The sequence below is a fragment of the Pseudomonas sp. Irchel s3h9 genome, assembly GCF_900187475.1.
GTDB lineage: Bacteria > Pseudomonadota > Gammaproteobacteria > Pseudomonadales > Pseudomonadaceae > Aquipseudomonas > Aquipseudomonas neuropathica.
In genome coordinates, this window is record NZ_FYDH01000003.1 from 210,105 (window position 1) to 236,552 (window position 26,448).

At 62.8% G+C, this 26,448-nt stretch carries 7 protein-coding genes (1 of these 7 cut by a window edge); 4 read left to right on the top strand and 3 right to left on the bottom strand.

The genetic code is table 11. The annotated features are described in order from the left end of the window. The 3 genes from CKW26_RS06055 to CKW26_RS06065 all read right to left on the bottom strand — a co-directional run. Positions 1 to 2,782, bottom strand: partial view of a non-ribosomal peptide synthase/polyketide synthase gene (locus CKW26_RS06055; RefSeq protein ID WP_095047885.1) — the 5' portion only. It extends 15,062 nt beyond the left edge of the window; only the first 2,782 of its 17,844 coding nucleotides appear in the window; it begins with the start codon at positions 2,780 to 2,782; its stop codon lies off the left edge, out of view. Continuing rightward, positions 2,779 to 15,795, bottom strand: a complete 13,017-nt coding sequence (locus tag CKW26_RS06060; protein WP_095047886.1) for a non-ribosomal peptide synthetase — start codon at positions 15,793 to 15,795, stop codon at positions 2,779 to 2,781. The genes CKW26_RS06055 and CKW26_RS06060 overlap by 4 nt, the downstream gene beginning before the upstream one ends. Before the next feature lie 257 nt (positions 15,796 to 16,052). Then, positions 16,053 to 22,463 (bottom strand): non-ribosomal peptide synthetase, encoded by a 6,411-nt coding sequence (locus tag CKW26_RS06065; protein ID WP_095047887.1) that lies wholly within the window; start codon positions 22,461 to 22,463, stop codon positions 16,053 to 16,055. Positions 22,464 to 22,949: 486 nt separating this feature from the next. On the opposite strand from CKW26_RS06065, the gene CKW26_RS06070 reads away from it, so the two are divergent. The 4 genes from CKW26_RS06070 (at position 22,950) to CKW26_RS06085 (ending at position 26,414) form a co-directional block, all read left to right on the top strand. Further along, positions 22,950 to 23,744, top strand: coding sequence for a helix-turn-helix transcriptional regulator (locus tag CKW26_RS06070; RefSeq protein WP_095047888.1), 795 nt, complete (start codon positions 22,950 to 22,952; stop codon positions 23,742 to 23,744). A gap of 33 nt (positions 23,745 to 23,777) precedes the next feature. Continuing rightward, positions 23,778 to 25,172: an efflux transporter outer membrane subunit gene (locus CKW26_RS06075; RefSeq protein WP_095047889.1), complete on the top strand. Its 1,395-nt coding sequence runs from the start codon at positions 23,778 to 23,780 to the stop codon at positions 25,170 to 25,172. A gap of 157 nt (positions 25,173 to 25,329) precedes the next feature. Then, a complete protein-coding gene (locus tag CKW26_RS06080) occupies positions 25,330 to 25,935 on the top strand; it encodes an SCO family protein (RefSeq protein ID WP_007915980.1) in 606 nt (201 codons plus the stop codon). Continuing rightward, complete coding sequence (locus tag CKW26_RS06085) at positions 25,935 to 26,414, top strand: copper chaperone PCu(A)C (protein ID WP_095047890.1); 480 nt, start codon at positions 25,935 to 25,937, stop codon at positions 26,412 to 26,414. The genes CKW26_RS06080 and CKW26_RS06085 overlap by 1 nt, the downstream gene beginning before the upstream one ends. The last annotated feature ends 34 nt before the right edge of the window (positions 26,415 to 26,448 follow it).

Consider the following 26,448-nt stretch of genomic DNA (forward strand, 5'->3'; position numbering starts at 1 on the left):
TCGACAAGGGGTGGAACGGGTCGTGGAGGAAGCGCTCGGCGCTCAGGTCGGCACGGTTCAAATAGCCGCGAGCGACCCCGGCACCGCCAACATACAACTCGCCCATGACGCCAATCGGCACCGGACGCTGCTGTTCATCGAGCAGATACACCGTGGCATTAGTCACCGGTTTGCCGATGTGCAAGGCATCGCCTGCCTCGATGCGTCCAGAGGTCGCAACCACGGTGGCTTCGGTCGGGCCGTAGTTGTTGATCACGTCGAACTGCTGATTGCGGCTGAACTGGCGCAAGCGGTCGCCACCGATCAGCAGCGTACGCAACGTCGGGTGTTCGAGGTTCTGGCTGAAGGCGTATTCGGCGACGGGTGTCGGCAGAAAACTCACGTCCAGTGGCTGCGCGCGCCACCACTCGAGCAGCGCATCGATATCCTCGGTACCTTCCTGAGTCGGTGCCAAGTGCAGGGTCGCGCCGGCACACAGCGCCGGCCAGACTTCCCAGGCCATGGCGTCGAAACCGAACCCGGCAAGGCTTGAAGTGTGGCGACCGGCGCACAGATCAAACGCTGTGCAATGCCAGTCGACCAGATTCGACAAGGTGCGGTGTTCGACCATCACGCCTTTGGGCAGGCCGGTGGAGCCGGAGGTGTAGATCACGTAGGCCAGTTGCGCGGCGGTCAGGCCCGGCACCTGCGGATCAAGGGTCTCGCTCAGCGGCCAGGTGCGCGGGTCAAGATCGATCACCGGCACCGCCAGCGTCGGCAAGCGCTCCCGCAGATTATTTTGGGTCAGCACTGCAACGGGGGCGCTGTCGCTGAGCAAGTAGTGCAGACGCTCAGCCGGGTGCGCCGGGTCGATCGGTACATAACCGGCACCGGCCTTGAGAATGGCGACCAGCCCGACCAGCGTATCGAGGCCTCGGCGGGCGACAATGGCGACGCGATCATCGGGTTTCACACCCAGTGCGATCAGATGATGAGCCAAGGCATTAGCATGCCGGTTGAGTTCGGCATAGCTCAGTTGCTCACCCAAGAACTGTGCTGCCACAGCTTCTGGCCGCTGCGCCACTTGGGCCTCGAAACGCTGGGCAATGTTCAACGTCGCGGGGAAATCGGCGTGACTGGCATTGAACGCCAGCAAAACCTGTTCGCGCTCGGCCGCTGGCAGAATCGGCAACTGGTTGAGCGCGGTGTCCGGCGCCTGCTCCAGCGCCAGCACCAGACTTTCCAGGGAGCAGTGCAAGTAATCGCAGATGCGCTGTGGATCGACCTCGGTGGTGGCCAGCAAGGTCAGGCTGAAGGTATCGCCGAAATCGTCGACGCTCAGGGTCAGCGGATAGTTGGTGCGTTCTTCGGAGCTGATCGTGCTGATGCCTTCCCAGGCCGCCAGGGTCTCGGCACTCGCCGTCGCCGCGTTGTGGCTGTGGCGGTAATTGAGCAAGGCACTGAACAACGGCGTCGGCGCGACCACGCCGCTGCAACGCTGGGCGAGTGCCAGTGGTGCGTGTTCGTGGCGCATCAGCGTGGTCAGGCGTTTGTGCGTCGCCTCCACCGCCGCACGCACGCCTTGTGCATCGACATCGACCCGCAACGGCAAGGTGTTGATGAAAATTCCCAGCGCCCGCTCGGTGGCTTCGGCGCCTTGCATACGGCCCATCAGCACCGTACCGAACACTACGTTTTGTTTGCCGGTGAGCACCGCCAGTACCTGCGCCCAACCCAGATGAAACAGGCTCGCGACACTCACGCCGAGCTGCCGCGCCTGTGCGCGCAGACGCTGGCCGAGCAACGGATTGACCGGCAGGCTCAGCTCAGCGATACCGAGGCCGTCGCCCTGCACATCCTGCAAACCGTAGGGCAGCGTCGGCTCGGCTATGTCAGCGAGCATGTCGCGGAAAAAAACCTCGTGCTCAGCTTCGCTGATGCCCAGCCGCGCCTGCGCCACGTAATTGCGAAACGGCACCGGCCGGCCGAGCGATTGAGCCTGGCCAGTGAGGCAGGCGAGCAGTTCGTGACGCACCACGTCGAGCGCCGAGTGGTCCAGCGCCATGTGATGGAACAACAACGTCGCGACCACGCGCTGACCGTCCTCATCCCACGCGTAGGCCAGACGCATCATCGGCGCGCACCGGACGTCCAGACGGAAATGCCGCGCATCGAAACGCTCGTGCAGTTGCTGCAGCGCATCACTTGCGCCGTCTGCCAGCACGATCTCTTCCATCGGCAACGGTGCCTGACGCCAGACCACTTGCAGCGGCACGTCCAGCCCTTCCCAATGCACCGCCGTGCGCAAGATGTCGTGGCGATCGATGACCTTTTGCAAGGCTTGAGCGAAGTCCTGCAGACGCTCGCGGCTGCTGAACGCAAAGTACGACTGCATGACGTACGGATCGCCCTGCTCGTTGCTCGCGTGGTGATAGAGAATGCCTTCCTGCAACGGTGCCAGTGGGTAGATGTCCTGCACATTGGCGGCGCCGCCTGGTACCTCGGCGAGCAAGCGGTCGAGGGTCGCCTGATCCACGTCAACCAGGGTCACCATCGCTGGCGTGATGTGCGTGGTGCCGGGGAGAATGCCGTTGGCCGGAACGTCAATCTGGCCGACGCGGGTGGCCGAGTATTGGCCGGCCTTGATCAGTTCGATCAGCGCCGGTTTGTGCTCGCGCAGCGCGGCCAGCAGCGCCGGATCGCTCAACGCCTGTTTGTTGCCGTTGACGCGCAATTGCTCATCGGTCACCGCCAACTGAATGTCTTTTGTCTTCAGGGTTGCCAACAGTTCGAGCACATTCACAGGACGATCTCCATTCTTTCCGTAATTGCGGCGTAGCCGGCCAGGGTCGGTTGTTCGAACAACCCCCTGACATCGGCTTCCATGCCTTCCTGACGTAACCGGCCGATCAGACTGACCGCCAGTAATGAGTGACCACCCAGTTCAAAGAAATGGTCGTGACGCCCTACCCGCTCGACGTTAAGCAGCTCGGCCCAGAGCCGTGCCAGGGTGATTTCGACGTCGCCAACCGGGGCTTCGTATTCGCGGGTTTTCAGCGATTGCTGATCCGGCGCCGGCAGCGCCTTGCGGTCGAGCTTGCCGTTGGGGCTCAGCGGCAAACTATCGAGATGCACAAACACCGTAGGCACCATGTAATCCGGCAAATGCTCGAGCAGTTGACTGCGCAGCAGGTCGATTTCCAGCCGTTCGCCGGTGTAATACGCGACCAGACGTTTGTCGCCGGGCACGTCTTCGCGAGCCACCACCACGGCTTCCTGCACACCTTTGATCTGGGCCAGGCGCGCCTGGATTTCGCCCAGCTCAATACGCAGACCGCGGATCTTCACCTGATCATCGTTACGCCCCAGGTATTCGATGTTGCCGTCCGCCAGATAGCGGGCGACGTCACCGGTGCGATACATCCGCCCGTTGGCCTGGAACGGATCGTTGAGGAAGCGCTCGGCACTCAGCTCAGGTCGGTTCAGATAACCGCGCGCCACCTGCACGCCAGCGATGTACAGCTCGCCGATCACGCCTTGCGGCACGGGTTGCTGTTGCGCATCAAGGATGTACATGCGGGTGTTGGCGATCGGTTTGCCAATTGGCGTGTTGTCCGGGGTCTGCTCGATCGTTCCCGCGCAGTCCCACGCGGTGACATCGACGGCGGCTTCGGTCGGGCCGTACAGGTTATGCAACGCGCTGCCCGGCAATTGCAGTTTGAAACGCCGCACCACACGGCCCGGCAACGCCTCGCCGCTGCACATTACCTGCCGCACGCTGTCGCAGCGTGTGGTGTCGCTATTGGCGAGGAACACATCGAGCATCGACGGCACAAAGTGCAGCGTGGTGATGTTTTCGGTTTCGATCACTTCAGTGAGGTATTGCGGATCCTTGTGTCCGTCGGGCCGCGCCATGACCAGGCGCGCGCCGGTCATCAGCGGCCAGAAGAACTCCCACACCGAGACGTCAAAACTGAATGGGGTTTTCTGCAATACCGAATCGGCAGCGGTCAGGCGATAGGCGTCCTGCATCCACAACAAGCGGTTGACCACCCCGGCATGTTCGTTGACCACGCCTTTCGGTTGGCCGGTGGAGCCGGAGGTGTAGATCACGTACGCGCTGTGCTGTGGTGTCAACGTCGGGATTTGCGGATTGTCGGCAGGCAGGGATTGCCAGGTGTTCTGGTCGAGGTCGATTACCGGTGCCGAGAACTCTCCCAATAGCGTGCGGGTCGCCCCGTGCACCAGCACCACGGCCGGCGCGCTGTCCTCGAGCATGTAGGCCAGACGCTCCGCCGGATAGGCTGGGTCCAGCGGCACATAAGCGGCGCCGGCCTTGTTGATCGCCAGCAGGCCGATGACCATTTCCAGGCTGCGCTCGACGCAGATTGCCACCCGTGAATCAACCTGTACGCCAAGGCTGAGCAGGTGCCGGGCCAAGCGGTTGGCGCGTTCGTTCAACTGCGTGTAGCTCAATGCCTGGTCGCCGGCGACAACGGCCACAGCCTGTGGCGTACGCTGCACCTGCGCTTCAAACAAGCCGTGCAGCGTCTGCTGCAAGTCGTAATCGACGTCGGTGGCATTGAGGCCGAACAGCAACGCCTGCCGCTCCTCGTCCGGCAACACCGTCAGGCAGTTCAACGGTTGTTGCGGTGTGTGCTCCAACGCTTCAACCAGCGCGATCAGCGCGTTGTGCATGTACTGGCCGAGGCGTGCTGCACCGATGCGCGAAGGGGTCATCACCGTCAGTGCGAAACCACTGCCGAGATCATCGACGTTGAGGGTCAACGGGTAATTGGTGCGCTCCTCGCCGGCCAGGGATTCGATGCCCTGCCAGGCCTCGCGCTTGGTAGTTTGCTGAGCTTCGCTGTCGCTATGGCGGTAATTGAGCATCGCGCTAAACAGTGGTGACGGTGCCGCGACACCGCTGCAACGCTGGGCCAATGCCAGCGAAGCATGTTCGTGAGCCAACAGCGCACTGAGCCGCGCATGGGTCGCCTTGACCCCGGCGCGCACATCGGTTTCGTCGACATCCACGCGCAATGGCAAGGTGTTGATGAACATGCCCAGCCCGCGATCTGCGCCCGCGCCGCCCTGCATGCGGCCCAGCAGCACCGTCCCAAAGACCACCCGTTCCTGACCGGACGTTGCCGCCAGTACCCGCGCCCAGGCGAGATGGAACAGACTGGCGACACTGACGCCGAGCAAGCGCGCCTGGCTGCGCAAACGCTGCGCCACCGTGGCAGGCAGCGCTTGGCAGACTTCCTCGATGTCATTCCCGTCGCCGTGCACGTCCTGCAAACCGAATGGCAGCGTCGGTTCGTCGATGTCACCGAGCATCTCGCGGAAGAACACTTCGTGCTCTTGTTCGCTAACGCCGAGGCGGGTCTGCGCCACATAGTTGCGGTATGGCACGGCGGGCACAGGTAGTCGCTCATCACCGTGCAAAATCGCCTGCATTTCTGCGCTGACCACCGCCAACGCGGTGTGGTCCATGGCGATGTGGTGGAACAACAGCATGGCGACGACGCGCTGATTGTCCGGGTCGAGGGCATACACCAGGCGCAACAGCGGTGCCTGGTCGAGGTCCAGACGCCAGTGCCGCGCATCGAAGCGCGCACGTAGTTGATCGATGGCTTCGCCCTGCGCGGGCTCCAGCGCCACAGCTTGAACCGGCAACTCCGCACGGCGCCAGACCACTTGCACCGGCGCCGCCAAGCCTTGCCAGACCACCGAAGTGCGCAGGATATCGTGGCGCGTCATAACCTGACGCAACGCCGCCGCGAACCGTTGAAACCGTTCAATACTGTCGAACGCCAGACACGATTGCAGCAGGTACGGATCGCCCTGCGCGGCGCTGAGGTGGTGATACAGAATCCCTTCCTGCAACGGTGCCAGCGGATAAATATCCTGCACATTGGCCGCGCCGCCCGGCACCGTGGCGACGATGCGCTCGATACTGGCCTGATCCAGTTGCACCAGCGTCAGCATGTCCGCAGTGATGTGCGTGCAATCGGCAGGAATCAGATTGTCCGGCACGGCGACCTCGCGGCCACTGCCCACCGCCGCCGCCAGCGCGGCCAGGGTCGGTTGGCTGAACAGCACACGCACGTCGGTGCTCAGATCGACCTGACGCATGCGCTCGATCAGCGTCACCGCCAGTAATGAATGCCCGCCCAGTTCGAAGAAGTTGTCGTGACGGCCGATCTGTTCGACCTTGAGGACGTCCGACCAGATCTGCGCCAAGGCGATTTCCACCGAACCTTGTGGCGCGGCATATTCGCGGCTCAGCCACGCCATTTGATCCGGTTCTGGCAACGCCTTGCGATCGAGTTTGCCGTTGGCGGTCAGCGGCAGTGCTTGCAGGCGCACGTAAGCGGCAGGCACCAGGGCTTGCGGCAACTGTGCTTGCAAATGACTGCGCAAATCCTCGATCTCGACGTTCAGGCGTTCGGTAAACCAAGCCAGCAACTGGCCGTCGCGTACCAGCACCACGCAATCCTGCACGGCTTCGTGAGCGCTCAACGCCGCTTCGATTTCGCCCAATTCGATGCGCACGCCGCGCAGTTTGACCTGATCATCGTTGCGCCCCAGGTATTCGACGTTGCCGTCAGCCAGCCAGCGCGCGAGGTCGCCGGTGCGGTACATGCGCGCCTGCGGTTCATCGCTGAACGGGTCGTCGAGAAAGCGTTCGGCAGTCAGCTCGGGGCGATGCAGATAACCGCGCGCCACGCCGGCACCGCCGACATACAACTCGCCAGCAACGCCAACCGGTACGGGGCGCTGCTGGTCATCGAGCAGGTAAATCTTCGCGTTGGCCATCGGCCGACCGATATGCAGCACCTGCCCGGCCTCGACCGCGCCGCAGGTGGCAACCACCGTGGCTTCGGTCGGGCCGTAGTTGTTGATCACCGCGAACGTCTGCTGACGCGGGAACTGGCGCAATTTGTCGCCACCGATCAGCAACGTGCGCAAGGTCGGGTGGCCGAGGTCACGACTGAAGGCGTATTCGGCGACAGGCGTGGGCAGGAAACTCACCTGCAACGGCTGCGCGCGCCACCACGCCAGCAATTCGTCGAGGTGCTCGTTGCTCACCGATTGCGGTGGCAGATGCACGGTCGCGCCGATGCACAGCGCTGGCCAGACCTCCCACGCCATGGCATCGAAACCAAACCCGGCGACACTCGACGTGTGGCTGCCCGCGTGCAGGTCAAAGGCGCCGTTGTGCCAGTGCACGAGGTTTTCCAGCGTTGCGTGTTCGACCATCACGCCTTTCGGCTGGCCGGTGGAGCCCGAGGTGTAGATCACGTAGGCCAGATGCGCCGGGGTCAGCATCGGCACCTGCGGATTGCTGTCCGGCAGATGCGCCCAGTCAAGGCGATCGAGATCGATCACGCGCGCAGCACCGAGCAAATCACGCGTCGAGGCCTCGGCCAGAACCGCCAATGGAGCGCTGTCCTCCAGCAGGTAGGCAATGCGTTCCGCCGGGTAGGTGGGGTCGACCGGCACATAACCGGCGCCGGACTTGAGGATCGCCAGCAGCGCCACCAGCATCTGCGGGCTGCGCCGCACGCACACGGCGATGCGGTCGTCAGGCTGCACGCCAAGGCTGAGCAGATGGTGGGCCAGGCGGTTGGCGCGTTGATTGAGCTGGCCATAGGTCAACGCTTGCCCGCCCTGCACCACCGCCAGCGCATCCGCCCGTTGTGCCGCCTGAGCCTCGACCAGCGCATGAAGGGTTGCGCCACGGCGAAACGCGACGGCACTCCGATTGAAATCGACCAGCAGTCGCGCCTGCTCCGGCAGCGACAGAATCGGTAGCTGATCGAGTGGCGTCTGGGGCTGCTGCTCCAGCGCTTGCACCAGTTGCTCCAGTGCGGTGTGCATGTAACTGCAGATCCGCTGCGCACCGATCTCGGCGAGCGCCAGCACGTCCAAGGCAAAACCGTCGCCCAGATCATCCACCGACAGGGTCAGCGGATAGTTGCTGCGCTCCTCGCCACCGAGCATGCGCACGCCTTGCCAGATCCCCTGGCCGTCGCGCGGCTGTTGTGCGGCGGCGCTGTGCCGGTAATTGAGCAAGGCGCTGAACAGCGGCGCAGAACCCGGCGTGCCGCTGCAGCGTTGAGCCAGCGCCAGTGACGCGTGTTCATGAGCGAGCAGCGCCGTCAGCCGCGCGTGGGTGGTTTTCACCCCGGCGCGCACGCTCTCAGCGAGACCCACCCGCAGCGGAAGGGTATTGATAAAAACCCCCAACGTGCGGTCGGCGCCCTCACCGCCCTGCATACGCCCCATCAACACGGTGCCGAAGACCACGTCGCGACGGCCGGAAACGACGCCCAACACTTGCGCCCAGGCCATGTGCATCAGGCTCGCCGGGCTGACGCCCAACTGCCGGGCCTGTTCGCGCAGGCGACGATTGAGCGCGGCATCGACCGCTTGCAGCGCTTCTTCGATACCACGCCCGTCGCCCTGAACATCCTGCAGACCGAAGGGCAAAGTCGGCTCGTCGATGTCGCCGAGCATCTCGCGGAAGAACGCCTCATGTTCCTGCTCATCGGCGCCGAGGCGTGCCTGCGCTACGTAATTGCGGTACGGCATCGGCGGCGTCAGTGTGTCGAGCTGATCGAACATCAACGCGTGCATTTCCCGGCCGATCACGTCCATGGCGGTGTGGTCGAGAATCGAGTGATGGAACAGCACGATGGCGACCACTTGCTGTTGCGCCGGATCCTCGGCGTAGACCATGCGGATCAGCGGCGCAACGCTCAGGTCGAGGCGGAAATGCCGGGCATCGAAACGCGCGTGCAGCTGTTCGAGAATGTCGCCGTCCTGCGCATTCAGCAGCACCTGCTGGACGACCATCTGCGCCTGCCGCCAGACTACTTGCTGCGGGCTCGGCAAGCCTTGCCAGACCACGCTGGTGCGCAGAATGTCGTGACGGGCGATGACCTGCTGCAAGTGCTCGGCGAAGCTGTGCAAACGTTCAAGACTGTCGAAGGCCAGACGCGATTGCAGCAGGTACGGATCGCCCTGTTCGGCACTGAGGTGGTGATAAAGAATGCCTTCCTGCAACGGTGCCAGCGGATAGATATCCTGCACATTCGCAGCACCGCCCGGCACCGTCGCGACGATACGATCGATGCTGGCCTGATCGAGTGTGGTCAGGGTCAGCATGTCGGGCGTGATGTGTGTGCAATCGGCCGCAATCAGATTTGCCGGCACATCGATTTCCCGGCCACTGCCCAAGGCCCGCGCCAGCGCGGCCAGGCTCGGTTGGTTGAACAGCACGCGCACATCGGCGCTTAAACCGGCCTGACGCATGCGTTCGATCAGGCTCACCGCCAACAGCGAATGGCCGCCGAGTTCGAAGAAATTGTCGTGACGGCCGATCTGTTCGATGTTGAGTACGTCGGCCCATATCTGCGCCAGCGCCATTTCGACCGGGCCTTGTGGCGCTTCATATTCACGGCTGAGCCAGGCGTCCTGATCCGGTTCGGGCAAGGCCTTGCGGTCGAGTTTGCCGTGAGCCGTGAGCGGCAGGCTGTCCAGTCGCACGTAAGCGGCCGGGACCAAAGTGTCCGGCAGCCGCGCGTGCAGATACTGGTGCAAATCGCCGATCTCGACAGACTCGATTGCGGTAAACCAGGCGACCAGACGGCCGTCGCGCACCAGCACCACGCATTCGCGCACCGCGGCGTGAGCGCTCAGCGCCGCTTCGATTTCCCCGAGTTCTATACGCACGCCGCGCAGTTTTACCTGATCATCATTGCGCCCCAGGTATTCGATATTGCCGTCCGCCAGCCAGCGAGCGAGGTCGCCGGTGCGGTACATCCGCGCATGCGGTTCATCGCTGAACGGGTCGTCAAGGAATTGTGCTGAGGTCAGTTCCGGACGATTCAGATAGCCGCGCGCAACCCCGGCGCCGCCTACATACAACTCGCCTTGTACACCGGTCGGCACTGGTTGTTGCTGACGGTCCAGCAAATAGACTTTGGCATTGGCAATCGGCCGGCCAATGTGCAAAACCCGCCCGGGCTCGATGCGCCCGGACGTCGCCACCACCGTGGCTTCGGTCGGGCCATAGTTGTTGATCACATCGAACGTCTGATCTCGCGGGAACTGGCGCAATTTATCGCCACCGATCAGCAATGTGCGCAGGGTCGGATGGCCCAATTCACGACTGAAGGCATATTCGGCCACCGGGGTTGGCAGAAAGCTCACCTGCAACGGCTGCGCGCGCCACCATTCGAGCAGTTCATCAAGATGTTCGTTTTTGATCGAAGACAGTGGCAGATGCACGGTCGCGCCAACGCACAACGCCGGCCAGACTTCCCAGGCCATGGCATCGAAACCGCAACCGGCGACGCTGGCGGTGTGGCTGCCGGCATGCAGATCGAAGGCTTCGGCGTGCCAGTGCACGAGGTTTTCCAGGGTGCGGTGCTCGACCATCACGCCTTTCGGCTGCCCGGTGGAACCGGAGGTGTAGATCACGTAGGCCAGATTCGCCGGGGTCAACCTCGACAGCACTGGGTTGGTGTCAGGTAAGTGCTGCCAGTCGCCGGCATCCAGATCGATGACGGGAACAACGCCAAGCAGCTCGCGCGTCGACGCCTGCGCCAGCACCGCGATCGGGTCGCTGTCCTGCAACAGGTAGGCGATGCGCTCTGCCGGGTAATCCGCATCGATCGGCACGTAACCGGCGCCGGCCTTGAGAATCGCCAGCAGCGCGACGAGCATGTCCGGCCCGCGACGCAGGCACAGCGCAACACGGTCATCGACTTGCACGCCGAGACCGATCAAGTGATGGGCGAGACGATTGGCGCGCTGATTCAGTTCACGGTAGCTGAGCCGTTGCTCGCCCTGCACCACCGCCAGCGCTTCGGGATGTGCCGCCACTTGCGCTTCAAACAGGCGCGGCACGGTCTGCGCCGGCGGGAATTCACGACCGCTGATGTTGAAGCCGACCAGCACTCGCTGCCGCTCACTCGGCGACACGATCGACAGTTGCTGCAACGGCGCCGTTGGCGTGTACTCAAGTGCCGTGACCAGGCTGTGCAACGCGGTTTGCAAGAAATCGCAGACCCGCGCGCCATCCACTTGCGGCACGGCTTGCACGTTCAGGCGGAACCCGTCGCCGAGGTCGTCGACACTGACCACCAACGGATAGTTACTGCGCTCGCGGGAGCTGAGAATCTGCACGCCGTCCCACGTTACAGCGGCCGACTCCGGCGCACTGTGGCGGTAGTTGAGCAAGGTGCTGAACAGCGCCTGCGACCCGGCGACACCACTGCAACGCTGGGCCAGCGCCAACGAAGCCTGCTCATGGCCGAGCAACTGCGCCAGACGTGCATGGGTACCCCGCACGCCGCTCTCTACCGAATCAGCCCCGACGCTGACGCGCAGCGGCAAGGTGTTGATGAACATGCCCAACGCCCGATCTGCGCCTTCGCCGCCCTGCATGCGCCCGAGCAATACCGTGCCGAACACCACGTCCTGCTGGCCGGACACCTGCGCCAACACCTGAGCCCAGGCCTGATGCACCAGACTGGCCACACTGACACCGAGCCGCCGCGCCTGCTCACGCAGACGTTTACCGAGGTCGGCATCGAGCTCGGAATGACTGTCGAGAATGTCGCTGCCGTCGCCGTGCACGTCCTGCAGACCGAAGGCCACGGTCGGCTCGTCGATATCGCCAAGCATCTCGCGGAAGAACGCCTCATGGGCCTGATCATCAACGCCGAGCCGCGCCTGGGCGACAAAGTGGCGGTATTGCACCGGCGGCGGCAGATGCTCGCTGCGACCAAGCATGACGTCATTCATTTCCGCGACCAGCACGTCGAGGGCGGTGTGGTCGAGGACGATATGGTGCATCAGGAGAATGCCGATCCAGCGCTTGTGCGGCTGATCTTCGGTGTAGACAAAACGCATCAGCGGCGCGCGATTGAGGTCCAGACGATAGTGGCGTGGATCGAAACGCGCCTGCATCTGCTCGAGCACGTCGCCGTCGAGTTCGTCAGCATCGACGCGTTCCAGCGCCAGTGGCGCCTCGCGCCAGACCACTTGCACCGCCTCTTCAAGCCCTTCCCAGACGATGCCGGTGCGCAGAATGTCATGGCGCGCGATCACGCCGTTCAAGGCGCGAACGAAGGTTTTGATCTGCGCCAGACCGTCGAAGGCAAATTGCGCCTGCAACACATACGGATCACCGGCAGCGGTGGCCAGATGGTGATAGAGAATTCCCGCCTGCAAAGGCGCCAGGCCATAGATATCCTGCACATTGGCGATGTCGCCCGGCACGGTTGCAACGACACGGTCGATCGCGGCTTGATCGAGATTGGTCAGCGGCAACATGGCCGGGGTGATGCGCGTACAACCCGGCTCGATCAGGTTGCCGGGAACGACGATGCCGCGTTCGCTGCACAAGGTCGCCGCCAGCGCGGCCACACTCGGCTGACCGAACAGCACGCGCACGTCACAGTGCAGATCCTGTTGGCGCATGCGTTCGATCAGCTTCACTGCCAGCAGCGAATGACCGCCGAGCTCGAAGAAATTGTCATGGCGGCCGACCTGCTCGACACCAAGCAATGTCTGCCAGAGACCAGCAATCAGATTCTCTACCGCTCCGACCGGCGCTTCGAAACCGCGCCGCGCGAATGCATCGCTGTCCGGTGCCGGCAAGGCTTTGCGGTCGAGCTTGCCGTTGGTGGTCAGCGGGAAGGCTTCCAGGCGCACGAAGGCGCTTGGCACCATGTAGTCAGCCAACCCCGCCAACAGATGATCACGCAATTGCGCCACATCCGGCGCAGCGCCTGCGTCGGCCAGCCAGTAGGCGACCAGACGCTGATCGCCGGGGCTGTCCTCACGAGCGATTACCACGGCTTCGCGCACGCCTTCGCAAGTAGACAGCCGCGCCTCGATCTCGCCCAACTCAATGCGGAAGCCGCGAATTTTCACTTGATCGTCATTGCGACCGAGGTATTCGAGGCTGCCGTCGGCGGCCCAGCGCGCGAGGTCGCCGGTTTTATACAGCCGCGCATCGACATTTTCAGTGAACGGATCATTGATAAAACGCTCGGCAGTCAATGCTTCACGATTCAGATAACCGCGCGCCACCCCGGCCCCGCCGACGTACAACTCGCCAATCACGCCGACCGGTACCGGTTCGCGCTGAGCATCGAGGATATACAGTTGCAGATCGGGAATACGCACGCCAATCGGGCTGACGCCGAGCAACTGCGCGTCGGCGGCTTGCAGCGGTCGATAGGTCACGTGCACGGTGGTTTCGGTGATGCCGTACATGTTCACCAGCCGCGTGCCGGCATTGCCGACCCGCGCATACCACGGCTTGAGCAAGCCCGGCTCCAGCGCTTCGCCGCCGAACACCACCTCCCGTAACGAGTGTTGCAGCTGACTGCGGCCCTGCGCGGCGATCAGTTGGCGGAAGGCGCTCGGCGTCTGGTTAAGTACGGTCACGCCGGTCTGGCAGAGCAATGCATAGCAGTCGTCCGGCGAACGGCTGACGGCTTGCGGGACCAGCAGCAATTGCCCGCCGAACGCCAGCGCGGCCCAGATTTCCCAGACCGAGAAGTCGAACGCGAAGGAATGGAACAACACCCCGATGTCTTGCGGGTTGAACTGGAACCAATCGTGGGTGGCGGAAAACAACCGCGCCACGTTGCGGTGCTCGACCATCACGCCTTTGGGTAAACCGGTGGAACCGGAGGTGTAGATCACGTAAGCCAGATGCGCCGGGGTCAGCTCAGGGATCTGCGGATTGCTGTCGAGTTCGGCCTTGAGGTGAGCGCTGTCGAGGTCGATCTGCGGCACTTCGAGAGCGGCCACGCGCTCGCGCGTCGCCGCCTGCATCAGCACCGCTGCCGGGGCGCTGTCCTGCAAGGTGAAGCTGATTCTGTCGAGCGGATAGGCCGGATCGATCGGCACGTAACCGGCGCCGGCCTTGAGCACCCCAAGCAGGCCGATGATCATTGGCGCGCCACGCTCAACGCAGATCGCCACGCGGTCGTCGGGACGAATGTTCAGGGCCAGCAGATGATGCGCCACCTGGTTGGCGCGCCGGTTGAGTTCGCCGTAACTGAGGGTTTGTCCGTCGAATATCAGCGCCGTGGCCTCAGGCTGGGCCTGGGCATGGGTTTCGAATTGCTGGTGAATCAACAGGGTTTCCGGGAACTGTGCCAGCGGCGAATTGACGCCGTACAGCAAGTGTTCGCGTTCGCTCGCCGGGAGGATGCGCAGCGTTTGCAGCGGCACATCGGCGCTGGTTTGCAAGGCTGCGAGCAGACTCTCCAGCGCCGTGTTCAGGTACGCGGCCATGCGCTCGGCCCCCAGCGCTGCATCCGCCAGCGCGGTGATGCGCAAGTCGGCGCCGAGGTCATCGATGTTGATGGTCAGCGGATAGTTGGTGCGCTCGCGGGCACCCAACACCTGCACACCGGGGGCGATGTCGATCACCTCCGCCACTTCCTCAACGCTGCTGTGTCGGTAGTTGAGGATCGCGCTGAACAGCGGCGTCGGCACCGCAACGGCGCTGCAGCGTTGCGCCAGGGCTAGCGAAGCCTGCTCGTGCGCCAGCAGCGCGGTCAGGCGCCGATGGGTCGCCAGCACGCCGGCGCGCACGCTTTGCTCGCCAACATCAACGCGCAGCGGCAAAGTGTTGATGAACATGCCCAACGCTTGCTCGCCGCCCTCGCCCGCGTCCATCCGCCCCAGCAGCACGGTGCCGAACACCACCGCCGTGCGCCCGGACAATTGCCCGAGCACCCGCGCCAGGGCCAGATGCGTCAGGCTCGCGACGCTGACGCCGAGCTGCCGTGACTGCTCGCGCAACTGCCGGCTCAAGCGGCTGTCGAGCATCAGCGAGGCTTCCTCGATGGCGTGGCCATCGCCCTGCACATCCTGCAAACCACAGGGCAGCGTCGGCTCGTCGATATCCGCGAGCATGTCGCGGAAAAATGCTTCCTGCGCCTGCTCGTTACCGGCTTTGCGTGCCCTGGCCAAGTGATCGCGATACGGCACAGCGGCAGGCACTTGCGCGGTCTGCCCGAGCAGACAGGCCTGAATTTCCCGGCGCAGCACATCCAGCGCCACGTGATCCATGATCATGTGATGAAACAGCAACAGCGCGACCACGCGGCCCTGCGCGGCATCCTGCGCATACACCAGGCGCAGTAAAGGCGCTTGCTGCATGTCGAGACGGAAGTGTTGCGGGTCGTGGCGTGCGAGCAGTTGCGTGAGCACGTCGGCGGCACTGTCGACGGGGACTTCCTCACACACCAGCGGCGCCTCGCGCCAGACCACTTGCAGCGCTTCGTCGAGATATTCCCAGACGAACGAGGTGCGCAGGATGTCGTGACGTTTTACCACCCAGCGCAGCGCGTCGGCGAAGGCGTCCAGCCGTTCCTGGCTGTCGAATACGAAGCGCGCCTGCGAGATGTAAGGGTCACCGGCAGGGGCCGAGAGGTGGTGATAGAGCATGCCTTCCTGCAACGCGGACAACGGATAGATGTCCTGCACGTTGGCGGCGCCACCCGGCACCGTGGCGACGATGCGGTCGAGGGTTTCCTGATTCAGTTGCACCAGCGGCAGCATATCCGGGGTGATGCGAAAGGCCGGGCTCAGCCAGTCGCCGCCGTGTTGGGCGACCAGCTCCAGCAGTTGCGCCTTGTGCGCCGCGAGGCTGTCCCACAACGCGTCATCCAGCGCGTCGTCGCTGCCCAGAATGACCAGGTCTTCATCTTCCTGTTGAAGGCGGATCGCACGGGTGGAAATGGCAGCCATCAGTTCGCTGAAATGCATGAGGTAACCTGCTGTAAATTCGAAAAAAAATGAGCGCGCAGCAGCGAGTCCATGCAGGCGGCGCGCAGCCTGGAAAAACTAAAACATCGGGGCGTGGGTGTCTGACATGGGAAGCGGGGACAAGCTGCCAGCGTGAGCACCGCAAGTCCCCGTGGGAGCGAGCCTGCTCGCGAATGCGTTGGTTCAGTCAATGTTGATGGCGACTGACACAGCGCTTTCGCGAGCAGGCTCGCTCCCACAGGTTTCGTGTCCGACGATCAGAGCCGGCGTTTGCGGTTGAGGCTCGGGATGGTGGTCTGGGCGATTTCGACCTGCTTCGCCTGCCGCGAGGTCTGTGCCGCCAGCGCGGTCAGTGTCGGCTGGCTGAACAGCGTGCGCGCGTCGACATGCAGGCCAGCCAGACGCATGCGCGCGACCAGACTGACCGCCAGCAACGAATGCCCGCCCAGCTCGAAGAAGTTGTCGTGCCGGCCCACCTGCTCGACCTTGAGCACCTGCGCCCAGATCTGCGCCAACGCGGTTTCCACGTCGCCTGCGGGGGCCTCGTAAGGACGACTGAGCAGCGCCTCCGCCCCCGGCTCCGGCAACGCCTTGCGGTCGATTTTGTCGTTTGGCGTCAAGGGCAACGCCGCCAACCTCACGTAGGCGCCAGGCACCATGAACTCCGGCAACTGCGCCAACACATGCGCTCGCAATGCTTCCAGCGTCGGTGCAGCCAGTTCGGCGCGCAGGGTGTAATAAGCCACCAGCCGCTCATCGCTTACCAGCACCACCGCCTCGCGAATGGCCGGGTGTTCCAGCAGGCGCGCTTCAATCTCGCCCAGCTCAAGACGCACCCCGCGCAGCTTGACCTGAAAGTCGTTACGACCGAGGAATTCGAGGTTGCCATCGGCGCCATAACGCACCAAATCACCGGTGCGATACAAGTGATCACCAGGCACGAACGGACTGTCGATAAAGCGTTCGGCCTGCAATTGCGGCAGTCCCAGATAGCCCCGCGCCACGCCCACCCCGCCAATGTGCAAATGCCCACTGACGCCTGACGGCACTGGCTGATCAAAGGCATCAAGGACGTACAGCCGCGTGTTGCTCAGGGCCTTGCCGATCGGTACCAGTGTCTGCGGCACCGGCTCGCCGGGTTGCAGCGTCCAGCCACTGCTGTCGACCGTGGTTTCGGTCGGCCCGTAGACGTTGTGCAGGCGCACCCACGGCAGGCGCTCGCGCACTTGCCGGGCCAGCGCGACGGTCAACTCGCCGCCACCGTTGAGCACATCGGTCAGGCTGGTGCACTGGCTGACATCGTCCTGTTCGAGGAACTGCTGCAACAAGGCCGGCACGAACTTGACCACGGTTATGTTTTGCTCACGAATCACTTGCGTGACATACGCCGAATCGCGATTGCCATCGGCTCGCGCCAGGACCAGGCGCATGCCCGAGCACAGTGGCCAGAAGATCTCCCACACCGAACTGTCGAAACTGTACGGGGCCTTTTGCAGCAACGCCCCGTGTTCAGTCGGCGGCGACAACTGCGAACCCCAATGCACCATGTTGCAGGCGCTGCGGTGCTCGATCATCACGCCTTTCGGCGTGCCGGTGGAGCCGGAGGTGTAGATCATGTAGGCCAGATTCGCCGCGACGAGACCGGGCACCTGCGGATTCTCGTGCGGTTGGTCCCGCCATACACCGAGATCGAGATCGATCAGTGGCACGCCGGGTTCGCCGAGCAAATCACGCGTTGCGGCATGCACCAGCAGCGCGACCGGAGCGCTGTCCTGCAACATGTAGTTGAGCCGTTGCTGCGGATAATCCGGATCGAGCGGCACATAAGCACCGCCGGCCTTGAGAATGCCCAACAGACCGATCACCAGTTCAGGCCCGCGCTCGACGCAGATCGCGACCCGCGAATCCGGTTGCACGCCGAGCCCGCGCAGATAATGGGCCAGGCGGTTGGCCTGCTCGTTCAACTCGCGATAGCTCAGGCGTTGCTCGGCGAACTGCACGGCGATGGCATCCGGCTTGCGCTGTACCTGTTGTTCAAACAGCGCCTGAAGTGGCTGATCCAGCGGGCAGTCGACTGCCGTATCGTTGAACTCGATCAGCAGCCGTTGCAGTTCTTCCTGCGGTAACAACGGCAGGCTATTCAGCGGCCGCTGCGGCGTGTTCTCCAGCGCTTCGACCAACACGCTCAGCGCTGACTGCACATAACTGCAAATCCGCTGTGCGCCGATGCTCGACAGGGTGCGGGTGGTCAAGCGCAAGCCTGTGCCGAGGTCATCGACACTCAGGGTAAACGGGTAATTGGTCCGCTCCTCGTTAGCCAGGGTCTCGATGCCCTGCCAGGTTTGCCGCGAGGTTTTTTGCTCGACATCATCGCTGTGCCGATAGTTGAGCAAGGCGCTGAACAGCGGTGCCGGCGCAGCAACGCCGCTGCAACGCTGGGCCAGCGCCAACGAAGCGTGTTCATGGGCAAGCAACGCGCTCAGGCGCGCATGGGTGGACTTCAGCGCTGCGCGCGCACCCTCGCCGACATCGACCCGCAGCGGCAAGGTGTTGATGAACACCCCGAGCGCCCGGTCGGCACCCGCGCCACCCTGCATGCGGCCCATCAACACCGTGCCAAATACGACACTTTGCTGCGCGGAGGTCGCCGCCAATACTTGCGCCCAGGCGAGGTGGATCAGGCTGGCGATGCTCACGCCCGCCAGGCGCGCCTGCTGCTGCAGGCGCTGATAGAGAGCGCTGGCCAGCGCCTGCTCGGCTTCTTCGATGTTGCTGCCGTCGCCCTGCACGTTCAGCAAAGCGAACGGCAAGGTCGGCTCGTCGATGTCGCCGAGCATCTGCCGAAAGAACGCTTCATGCTCCTGCTCGCTGACACCCAGGCGCGTCTGCGCCACATAGTTGCGGTACGGCACCGGTGCTGCCAGCGGTTCGCCGTGCCCGGACAGGCTGGCGTGGATTTCTTCGCGCATCGCCTCCAGCGCAATGTGATCCATCGCCAGGTGATGGAACAACAAGATGCCGACCACCCGATTGTGCGCGGGATCACGGGCATACATCAGGCGCAGCAGCGGCGCCTGACTGACATCGAGGCGATAACGCCGCGCGTCGAAACGCTCGTGCAATTGATCGATGATCGCGCCACGGGCAGGATCAAATTCAACCTCCTGCACCGGCAAAATCGCCTCGCGCCAAACGACCTGAACCGGCGACGTCAGCCCTTCCCAAACCACCGCCGTACGCAGAATGTCGTGCCGCGCCATGACCTGACGCAGCGCAGCGGCAAAGGCCTCGACCCGCTCGAGGCTGTCGAACGCCAGCAGCGATTGCAGCAAATACGGATCGCCCTGCGCAGCGGTGATGTGGTGATAGAGAATGCCTTCCTGCAACGGTGCCAACGGGTAGATATCCTGCACATTGGCGGCACCGCCCGGCACGGTCGCGACGATACGCTCGATCATCGCCTGATCCAGTTCAACCAATGGCAACAGGTCCGGCGTGATGTACGTGCAATCGGGCGCAATGCGGTTAGCCGGCACCTCGACTTCGCGGCCGCTGCCCTCTGCCGCCGCTAACGCCGCCAGTGTCGGTTGGTTGAACAGCACGCGAACATCGCTGCTCATGCCAATCTGGCGCATGCGTTCGATCAGGCCCACGGCCAACAAGGAGTGGCCGCCCAGCTCGAAGAAATGGTCGTGACGCCCTACCCGGTCGACTTGCAAGACCTCGGCCCAGATCTGGGCGAGAGCGATTTCGACGTCACCTTGTGGCGCCTCGTATTGACGGCGGATCAGCGCGTCCGGCCCCGGTGCCGGCAACGCCTGGCGATCGAGCTTGCCGTTGGCGGTCAGCGGCAAACTCGCCAGGCGCATGTAAGCGGCCGGCAGCATCGTGGCCGGCAAGCGCGATGTCAGGTGCACGTGCAGTTGCAGGATGTCCAGCGCTTCACGCTCGGTGAACCATGCCAACAGTTGACCGTCGCGCACCAGCACCACGGCTTCCTGCACCGCGTCATGGCTGGCCAGTGCGGCTTCGATCTCGCCGAGCTCGACACGCACCCCACGAACTTTCACCTGGTCATCGTTGCGACCGATGTACTCAAGATTGCCGTCGGCGCGCCACCGCGCGAGGTCGCCGGTGCGGTACATGCGCGCATCAGGCTGCGCACTGAACGGGTCGTCGAGAAAGCGTTCGGCCGTCAGGTCCGGACGGTTCAGATAACCCCGGGCAACCCCGGCGCCGCCAACATACAGCTCGCCAATGATGCCGATCGGCACCGGACGCTGCTGATCATCGAGCAGATAAGCCGTGGCATTGCTCACGGGTTTGCCGATGTGCAACGCCTGCCCCGGGCTGATCAGCCCCGAGGTGGCGACCACCGTGGCTTCGGTCGGGCCGTAGTTGTTGACCACCGCAAAACCTTGCGCTCGGCTGAACTGGCGCAGACGATCGCCGCCAATCAGCAAGGTGCGCAAGGTCGGATGATCGAGTTTTTGGCTGAAGGCGTATTCGGCAATCGGCGTCGGCAGAAAGCTGACATCCAGCGGCTGCGCACGCCACCAGGCAAGCAGCGCATCGATGTCTTCGCTGCCTTCGCTCGCGGGTGCAAAATTCAGCGTTGCCCCGGCACACAGCGCCGGCCAAACCTCCCAGGCCATTGCGTCAAAACCGAAGCCAGCCAGGCTTGAGGTATGCTGCCCGGGGCCAAGTCCAAACGCCGCACAGTGCCAGTCGACCAGATTGCCCAGCGTGCGGTGCTCGACCATCACGCCTTTGGGCAACCCGGTGGAGCCAGAGGTGTAAATCACATAGGCGAGGTGGTGGGTGTTCAACCCCGTCACGTCGGGATCGGTCAAGTTGTCGAGCGGCCACTCGCGCCGATCCAGGTCGATCACCGGCAGCGTTGTGGCGGGCAGACGATCACGCAGATCGCTTTGCGTCAGCAGCGCCACCGGAGCACTGTCGCTGAGCAAGTAACTCAGGCGCTCGGGCGGATGCGCCGGATCAATCGGCACATAAGCAGCACCAGCCTTGAGAATCGCCAACAGCCCGACCAGCGTGTCCAGGCCACGGCGTGCAACGATTGCCACACGATCGTCAGGAAGCACGCCGAGGCCGATCAGATGGTGGGCCAACGCATTGGCTTGCCGATTCAGCTCGGCATAAGTAAGGGTTCGTCCCTGATACGTCGCGACCACCGCGTCCGGCTCTTCGGCCACTCGCGATTCGAAGCGCTGATGAATCAGTCGGCCTTGCGGATAACTGACCCGGGTGTCGTTCCACTCATTGAGCCGGGCCAGTTCTGCCGGGCTATTGAGGTTGAAATCGGCGATCGCCAGCGCCGGGCATTCCAGGCCTTGCTGCAGAATTAGCAGCAAGCGTTCAGTCAACGCCGCGATCTCGTCAGCCGTGAAATAGGCCGGTGAATACACCAGATGCAACCAAGCCTTGTCGGTGTAACGGTTGCTGCGCAGGTGAATGGCCAGCGGAGTCGCCTCGTGCTGGTTGGAGACCTTGACCGAGTGTCCCGAAGCCTCACCGTAACGGTAGTCATGGTCGTCCTGTTCGTAGGACAGCGACAGCTCGAACAGTTGCGTACGGTCTTCGCGCAACAGGCCCAGCGCGCGGTTCATCTCGCTCAGCGGGTAGCGTTGATGGCGGAAATCCTGCTTCAGGTCAGCGCCGATCGCCTTGATCAATTCAGCGAATGACAGCGCTCGCCCAAAGCCCATGCGCATTGCACTGACCTGGGTGAACAAGCCCAAGGTGCTTTTGAAGCGGGCACCGGAGCGATTGAGAATCGGCAAACCGATCACCCATTCATCACGTTGGGCGGTACGACTGAAATACACATGCAGCGCCGCCAGCAAGACATGAAACGCCGAGCCGCCCAGTGGCCGCGCGGTGTCTTTCATGCGTTCGTGCAACAGCGCTGGAAATGCCTTGACGTGGATCCGAGCGGGCGCCGCTTCAGCGTCGAGGGGTTCGCGATGACGAGGGGTCAACAAGGGTTCGGGAATACTGCGGTACTTGTCCAGCCAGTAGCGTTGGTCGCGCTCATAGCGAGGTGATTGATGGTAGCGCGCGTCATCTTCGATAAAGTCGACATAGGACGGTGTCGCCATGCGCGGGCGCTCGCCACGGCAAAACGTGCTGTAGATCTCGCCCACCGACTTGAACAGCAGCGCGAACGCCCAGCCATCGATGATCAAGTGATGGGCCTGGGCTGCCAGCCAGTGACGATGGCGATCGAGGCGAATCAGACTGAAGCGGAACAACGCGTGCCCGCTCAACACAAAGGCCTGCGCCATCTGTGCTTCAACCAGCGCCCGGGCCGCCGCCTGTGGATCGGCTTGCCCGCTGAGATCAAACAGCGGCATGGCCACCGGCAGCGCCTGCGCAAACCCTTGCAACGGCAGCCCGTCGCGACCCACGTCCGATCGCAGAACAATGCGCAAGGCATCATTCGCTTCCACCAGACACTCAAGCGCCGATTGCAGCAATGCCGGATCCAGTGGCCCGGTCAGCTCCACGTAACCGCCAATGTTGTACAGCGGCGAATCTCCGCGGCTCAATTGGTCCAGCCAGATATCCCGTTGGGCGGCAGTCAGCGCAAATGTCTCGACAGGCACGGACTCATCGTCCGCCACGTTGGCAGAAGTAGGCTGCATAAGATCCATCTCATGAAATTTTGCCGGTATTCAAGCATCGGCCCCGCCACCGACATGACACCTGAAACCCGGACAACCACCAGGCTCGTAAGCGCCTGTCTGACCTTGCGGGCGTGTTTACCGTAGGCACTGTCGAAAAGTTCGGAGAGGAAACACTGAAAAGCTTGTAGGAAAAAAACCACATAGCAGCGCCGCCATTTACCCGAACGCTGCCGATCAGAATTCCCCTTCGCCAGGTTTTCCGGGGCTTGAGCGTGACTGAACAGTCACACTCGCCGTTACGCCGGCGTTTAACAGCGTCAGAACCCCGGCGCCAATATTCAGAAATAGTGGCACTTTGTGTCCCTGTTTTCCCCTACAGACGTAGGACAAATCCATAGGCTTAAATCCCGCTCCAGATCATGTTCAAGGAGAAATGACTGCGTGGGCGGCTTTTACAGAGACGGCAGACGATTCAGTGATGGCTCTGAACCAAGGATGAAGGATATGAATCTGACCGGCAGCATTCGTAATATGGAAAACCCACACTTCTACTGGCAACTGGGTGAGTTGATAGCAAGCACCGGCGATGATCACTTCGCCACGAACATGTTCCAGTTGGTCGACACCTTGGTGCCGGTCAACCGCGTGGATCTCAGTGAGTGGACGCTGGATGAGCGTCAGGCCAGCGTGGTCGACATCAAGCCGTTGGGCAGCGCCGGTTTGACGCAGACCTGTGCCGCACCCGATCCGCTGGAAAGCCCCGACGATCATCCGCTGCTGCAGAAGATGATCGAGATGAACGACTCGCTGCTGATTCAACTGAAAGCCTCGCTCCAGCCTCGCCATCCGCAACACAGTGCCCATCAATGCAATCTGGTTTCGCGTACGTCCAACCGCCGTTGCGTGATTTCGTTTTACCGACCGCATACCCAACGGGTGTTTTCCCTGCCGGAGCTGTCGTTTCTCAAGAGCCTGTCCGACACCCTGCTGCCGCTGATCGAACGTCACGCGCAGATCAGTCGGCAAATCCTCGCCCGGCAACCGCGCCAACCGTTGGCCGAGCTGGATCAGGCGCCGCTGGCGCAGGTGTTCGATGAGCGCCTGGCATTAAGCGACATCGCCCTGTCGGTGCGCGAGAAAGAAGTCTGTCTCGGCCTGTTGACCGGCGGCACCGTGCCGCAAATGGCGGAAAAGCTGCGGGTCAAAAACAGCTCGATCGAGACGTACCTGAAACGCGCCACCGCCAAACTCGGCGTCAGTGGCCGCCATGGCCTGGCGAAATGGATGGCCGGGGCCTGAGCACAACGCTCTTTTAATGCATGAGGCAGTTCGATGTTGACGTTGCGACTTTCCCTGCTGTCCATCGCGGTGCTGATGGGCGGTTGTTCATTGATTCCCGAGTATCAGCGCCCCGCTTCCCCCACTGCCGCGCAGTATCCGACAGCAACGCAGCCAGCCACGAGGGCTGAGGACTGGCGCACGCTGTTCACGGATCCGGTGCTGCAACAACTGATCGAAAGCGCGCTGGTCAACAACCGCGACCTGCGCGTGGCGGCACTGAACGTCGAAGCCTTTCAGGCGCAATACCGCATTCAGCGCGCCGACCTGCTGCCGGCGGTGTCGGCCAATGCCAATGAATTGCGCCAGCGCATGCCGCCGAGCGTGACCCAAGGCAAAGCGCTGATCAATTCGACGTACTCGGTCAACCTCGGGATAAGCGCTTATGAGCTGGACTTCTTCGGCCGCGTGCGCAGCCTCAGCGAGCAAGCGCTGCAAACCTGGCTTGCGACTGAAGAAGCGCGGCGCAGCGCACAGTTGAGTCTGGTGGCCAACGTCGCCAACGCCTACCTGACCTGGCGCGCCGATCAGGAGTTGCTGGAACTGACCCGCGACACCCTTGCTGCCGATGAACAGAGCCTGCACCTGACCACCCGCAACCGTGAGGCCGGCAAATCGTCAGCGCTGGAGCAGGCGCAGGCCAGAACCAGCGTCGACAGTTCACGGGCCAATCTGGCGCGCTATCAGCGTCAGGTCGCCCAGGACTTGAACAGCCTGACCTTGCTGGTCGGCGCGCCCGTGCCCGAGTCACTGCCCGCGCGTCCACTGGCCAGCGAGCTGGTGCGGCAACTGCCCGCCGGCCTGCCCTCGGATCTGCTGCAACGGCGTCCGGACATCCTTCAGGCGGAGTACAAACTGAAAGCAGCCAACGCCAATATCGGTGCGGCACGGGCGGCGTTTTTCCCCAGTGTCAGCCTGACGGCGAATGCCGGGACGTCGAGCCGCGATCTGTCCGGGCTGTTCGGCGGTGGCTCTGGCGCCTGGACATTTCAGCCGCAGATCAGCCTGCCGATTTTTAACGCCGGCAGCCTGCGCGCCAGCCTGGATTATTCGAAGCTACAGAAAGATGTGGCGGTGGCCGAATACGAAAAATCGATTCAAACCGCATTTCAGGAAGTCGCCGACGGCCTCGCTGCGCGCAGCACTTATCAGCAGCAATTGCAGGCGCAGCGCGATCTGGTCGCGGCCACACAGACTTACTACAACCTGGCGCAAAACCGTTATCAAAACGGCGTCGACAGCAGCCTGACGTTCCTCGATGCGCAGCGTTCGCTGTTCAGCTCGCAGCAAGGCCTGATCACCGATCGCCTCGCGCAACTGGTCGCCGAGGTCAATCTGTACACCGCGCTGGGCGGGGGCTGGAGCGCCGATGAGTCACGCGCGCAGTAAGCCACAGTCACTTTTCCTTACACCTTTTGTCGCGCGATCCTGCGCCGTGGCGGCGATCCGTGGCCGGCGTCTGCCTGCAGTTTGGTATCATGCGCCGCTTTTACGGTTAACCCCCCGCCAGTCCTGCTGACTGACGGGCTGCAAAAGGCGGTATTAGATGACGGCTTTGTTGACTCGCCGCAAGGTGCTTGCGGGAATGGGCGTACTCGGGCTCGGCCTGCTCGCCGGCTGCGACACCCGCGGCCAACTGTCGTACAAGTACGGCAAGGATCTGAGTAACAAGATCATGGGGCGCACCTTCAAACTGAAGAACACCGATGGCGAAACCATGACGCTGTCGAGCTTTCGCGGCATGATGCCGATGGTGTTCTTCGGCTTCACCCAGTGCCCGGCAGTCTGCCCGACCACCCTCGCCCGCGCGGCGAAAATCAAGAAACTGATGGGCGCCGATGGCGATCGTTTGCAGGTGATCTTCATCACCCTCGATCCCGAGCGCGATACCCCGGAAATCCTCGACGCCTACATGAAAGCCTTCGACCCGACGTTCGTTGCGCTGTACGGCACACTCGAGGAAACCGCGGCCACCGCCAAGGAATTCGACGTGTTCTACGAGAAAGTCCCGGCCGGCGACACCTATACCATCTCGCACACTGCCACCAGTTACGTTTACGACTCCAACGGCGGCTTGCGCCTGGGTCTGTCCACCTCGCTTTCGGCAGAACAATGCACGGAAGATTTGCTTACTGTTATGGAGGTTTGCTGATGCAACCTGTTCTGAACCACATCAAACGCGCTGTCATCGGTCTGTCTCTGCTGGGCCTGGCGTTCCAGGTGTCCGCGCAGACCAAAGTCGACGACGCCTGGGTCCGTGCCACCGTGCCGACCCAGTCCGCCAGCGGCGCGTTCATGACCCTCACCGCCGACAGCGACAGCAAGTTGTTGAGCGTCGCGACATCCGCGGCCAAAATCGTGCAGATCCACGAAATGACCATGAACGGCGATGTAATGAAAATGGGCGAAGTGAAGTCGGTCGCCCTGCCCGCCGGCAAAGCCGTCAAGCTTGATCCAAACGGCTACCACGTGATGCTGATGGGCCTGACCGGTCAGCTAAAGGAAGGCGAAACTGTGCCGCTGACCCTGACCGTGGAAAACGCCAAGGGCGAAAAAGAAACAATCGAAGTGAAGGCACCGGTTCGTGCGCTGACCAACATGGAAGGTCACGATCACAGCAAGATGCATTGATCTGACTGAGCGGCAATAAAAAAGGGGCGGCCTG